The organism is Bacillus sp. P4_D3, assembly GCF_056401855.1.
On the sequence record NZ_JBFUIN010000373.1, the window covers coordinates 1 to 3,083 of the forward strand.

A 3,083-nucleotide genomic window follows, 5' to 3' on the forward strand; every position below is an offset into this window, starting at 1 on the left:
GAATGAAACGGTGTATACGATTCGATTACTGCCCCTTGGTGGCTATGTAAGAATGGCTGGCGAGGATGCGGACACAGTTGAGTTAAAACCTGGAAAAAAGGTTGGGCTTGTATTAAATGAAAAAGACGAAGTTGTGAAATTAGTTTTTGACGGACATGAAAAATATCCAAATGTTCGTGTCATTGAAGTCGAACAAGCTGATTTAGAGCATAATCTTACAATTTCGGGTTATGAAGAGTACGAGGAAGAGCTGCAAACGTTCCGAGTGAATGAAAAAGCTCGTATCATTTCTGCGGGAGAAGAAATTCAAATCGCTCCGTACAATAGACAATTTGGCTCTAAAAAATTGGGTCAACGCGCTCTAACAATCTTTGCAGGTCCTGCAATGAACTTTATTCTAGCATTTGTTATTTTTGTGATTCTTGGATTTGTACAAGGAGTTCCTGTTGACAAACCGATGGTTGGAAAAGTAATGGGGAATAGTGCTGCAGAACAAGCTGGATTAAAAGAAAACGATACAATTCAAGCAATCAATGGTAAGAACACTAGTACATGGAAAGATGTTGTAACGATTGTACGTGAAAACCCAAATAAAGAAATTACGTTACATGTAAAGCGTGATAGTGAGCAATTTAATGTGAAAGTAACACCAACGCTTGATAAAGAAGGAAAAGACGAAGTTGGTAGAATTGGTGTTTATTCTCCTGTAGAGAAAACAGTGATGGGTTCTATTAAATCAGGATTTGAACAAACATACGAATGGACGAAACTAATTTTTGATTCTCTTGTGAAATTAGTAACGGGTCAATTTTCTATTAATGAGTTGTCAGGTCCAGTAGGAATTTATAATCTAACAGATCAAGTTGTAGATTATGGATTTACGCGTGTACTAAGTTTAGCGGCAGTTTTAAGTATTAACCTTGGTTTATTTAATTTATTACCAGTCCCAGCTTTAGACGGTGGACGTTTGTTCTTCTTCTTAATTGAAGCGTTACGAGGAAAACCAATTGATCGTCAAAAAGAAGGAATGGTTCACTTTATTGGGTTTGCATTATTAATGTTGCTTATGTTAGTTGTAACATGGAATGACATCCGTAAGTTTTTCTTGTAAAATAAGAAGAAGTTTATAATGAAATAGAGCTCGTAGAATAAAATCCCTCACCTAACTCGAGGTGAGGGATTTTATTGCGTGTAAGAGTAAAATGAAGAGGTGCGAATAAATGAAACAAAGTATGGTATTCAGTCCTACATTACGTGAAGTTCCAGCAGATGCTGAAATTAAGAGTCATCAATTATTACTTCGCGCAGGGTTTATGCGTCAAAATGCTTCTGGTATTTATAGTTTTCTACCATTTGGTTTAAAAGTGTTACACAAAGTAGAACGTATTGTTCGTGAAGAAATGGAGCGCGCAGGGGCAGTAGAACTATTAATGCCAGCTATGCAAGCTTCTGAATTATGGCAAGAATCAGGCCGTTGGTATTCTTACGGATCAGAATTAATGCGTATGAAAGATCGTAATGCACGCGAGTTTGCGCTAGGGGCAACTCATGAGGAAGTAATTACAGATCTTGTACGTGATGAAATTAAATCATACAAAAAACTACCATTAACATTATATCAAATTCAAACAAAATTCCGTGATGAGCAAAGACCACGTTTCGGTTTATTACGCGGAAGAGAATTTTTAATGAAAGATGCGTATTCTTTCCATGCAACACAAGAAAGTTTGGATGAAGTATATAGCGGTTTATACAAAGCGTATTCTAATATCTTTGCTCGTTGTGGTTTGAATTTCCGTGCAGTTATCGCTGATTCTGGAGCAATGGGCGGAAAAGATACACACGAATTTATGGTGTTATCTGATGTAGGTGAAGATACAATTGCGTATTCTGATACATCTGATTATGCGGCAAATATTGAAATGGCTCCTGTTGTTGCTACGTATACGAAGAGTGATGAAGCCGAAAAAGCACTTGAAAAAGTAGCAACTCCAGATCAAAAAGCTATTGAAGAAGTATCTGCATTCTTAAATATTGCAGCGGAAAAATGCATTAAATCTATGGTGTTTAAAGTAGATGAGAAATTAGTAGTAGTACTTGTTCGTGGCGATCATGAAGTCAATGATGTAAAAGTGAAGAATGTATACGGAGCTTCAGTCGTTGAGCTTGCTTCACATGAAGAAATAAAAGAGTTATTAAACTGTGAAGTGGGTTCTTTAGGACCGATTGGTGTTACAGGGGATATCGAAATTATCGCTGACCATGCTGTAGCATCAATTGTCAATGGATGTTCAGGAGCGAACGAAGAAGGATTCCATTATGTAAATGTAAATCCAGAACGTGACTTTAAAGTAAGTCAATATACAGATTTACGCTTCATCCAAGAAGGAGACCAATCTCCAGATGGAAATGGAACAATTCTTTTCGCACGTGGAATTGAAGTTGGTCATGTATTCAAATTAGGAACTCGTTATAGTGAAGCAATGAACGCAACGTTCCTAGATGAAAACGGAAAAACAAAACCACTTATTATGGGTTGTTACGGTATCGGTGTATCTCGTACAGTGGCAGCAATTGCAGAGCAGTTTAATGATGAGAACGGTTTAGTTTGGCCAAAAGCTGTTGCACCGTTCCATGTGCATGTAATTCCAGTAAATATGAAATCTGATGCACAAMGTGAAATGGGTGGAAATATCTACAACTCATTACAAGAGCAAGGATACGAAGTATTACTAGATGATCGTGCAGAACGTGCAGGTGTTAAATTTGCAGATGCAGATTTATTCGGTCTTCCAGTTCGTGTTACAGTTGGTAAAAAAGCAGATGAAGGTATTGTAGAAGTGAAAGTACGTGCTACAGGCGAGTCTGAAGAAGTGAAAGTAGAAGAACTTCAAACATATATTGCTAATATTTTAAAATAAGAAGAGGTACCTCGTAATGAGGTACCTTCTCTTTCTTTGTAAACGTATTTTGTAAAAGAAGAAGGGAGAAATCTTTCTTTGTAGTACGTTTCAATTTATAATAGCAAATGGAAGGAGAGTGCTTATGTCATTAACAAATGAACAACAAGAGCGATTTCAAAT

Annotated in this window: 2 protein-coding genes; both read left to right on the forward strand. The window is 36.9% G+C overall.

The annotated features are described in order from the left end of the window. The coding region (gene rseP / locus AC1DTM_RS21270) for an RIP metalloprotease RseP (RefSeq protein ID WP_477000810.1) at positions 1–1,111 on the forward strand (1,111 nt) is incomplete at its 5' end. 109 nt (positions 1,112–1,220) lie between these two features. Further along, positions 1,221–2,921, forward strand: a complete 1,701-nt coding sequence (locus AC1DTM_RS21275; protein WP_477000811.1) for a proline--tRNA ligase — start codon at positions 1,221–1,223, stop codon at positions 2,919–2,921. Positions 2,922–3,083 lie beyond the last annotated feature (162 nt).